At 43.8% G+C, this 1,062-nt stretch carries 3 protein-coding genes; all 3 read left to right on the forward strand.

The window, feature by feature from the left end:
* Nucleotides 1–33: 33 nt before the first annotated feature.
* Nucleotides 34–378, forward strand: coding sequence for a TIGR01244 family sulfur transferase (locus B7X71_RS17630; protein ID WP_293601700.1), 345 nt, complete (start codon nt 34–36; stop codon nt 376–378).
* A 27-nt stretch (nt 379–405) separates the two neighbouring features.
* On the forward strand, nt 406–825 hold the full coding sequence (locus B7X71_RS17635; protein ID WP_293599906.1) for a thioesterase family protein: 420 nt from the start codon (nt 406–408) through the stop codon (nt 823–825).
* Nucleotides 826–833: 8 nt separating this feature from the next.
* Nucleotides 834–1,062, forward strand: a 229-nt coding sequence (locus tag B7X71_RS17640) for a rhodanese-like domain-containing protein (RefSeq protein WP_293601701.1), incomplete at its 3' end; no start/stop codon positions are given.

Here is a 1,062-nt window from a genome sequence, read left to right on the forward strand (position 1 = left end):
TTTTTTAAATTCACATTACATTTTGAGGTTTAGATGAGCCTTCCTATTGCTTGCCATACTGATCAATTCGGTACGCTGGGTCAAATTGATCCAAGCCACTTGGCTGAGATTGTTAAACAGGGCTATAAAAGCGTAATCAACAATCGTCCAGATTTTGAAGGTGGACCCGATCAACCCACGAATGCTCAAATTCAAGCTCAAGCTGAAGCTTTGGGTTTGAACTATGCCTTTTTGCCTGTCATCCCAGGTGCGTTTACGCAGGATCAAGTTATTGAAATGGCGCATTTACTCAAAACAATGCCTGGCCCCATATTGGCTTTTTGCCGTTCTGGTGCTCGCTCTACGAATTTGTACCAAATGGCGCTACAAGTTCGTTGATTCATCTTTGATTGCCAGCGAGAATTTATGCGCATAGAGATCCCAGAGGAGAAAAAGTTTGTTCATGAGATGAATATGCCGATTCGTTGGGGCGATATGGATGCATATGGCCATGTCAACAACACGGTGTACTTTCGTTACATGGAACAGGCTAGGGTAGAGTGGATTACTTCTCTTGGTTACAACGTCGCGCCTGGTGACGAGTCTATGCTGATGATGAATGGCTTTTGCAACTTCTATCAACAGCTTTCCTACCCAGGCGATTTGATTTTAAAAACCTATATCGGAAATATCGGTCGTTCCAGTTTGGATGTCTTTACTACGATGGCTTTAACTACGGACCCTGACAGGATGGCTGCAGTCGGTGGAGCAACCATGGTGTGGGTTGATCTAAAGTCCGGTAAATCCTCGCCTTGGCCTGATGATGTCATCAGTAAGCTACGATAGGATATTGTTTGCAACCCAGCAATCCACATATTTTTAGCACTGAAAAGCTGGCGTCATCTTTAAATCAGTTTGATGCCATTATTGATGTCAGGTCTCCAGCTGAATTTGCTTTGGATCATATTCCTGGCGCTATTAATCTTCCGGTCTTAAGTAATGATGAGCGCATTGAGATCGGCACCTTGTATAAGCAAGTATCACCTTTTGCTGCAAAGAAATTAGGTGCTGCCTATGTCTCCC

The sequence above is a fragment of the Polynucleobacter sp. 39-46-10 genome (assembly GCF_002282275.1).

Coding starts and splice junctions, on each gene's coding strand:
- B7X71_RS17630 (WP_293601700.1), top strand. CDS start 34: ATGAGCCTTCCTATTGCTTGCCATACTGATCAATTCGGTACGCTGGGT.
- B7X71_RS17635 (WP_293599906.1), top strand. CDS start 406: ATGCGCATAGAGATCCCAGAGGAGAAAAAGTTTGTTCATGAGATGAAT.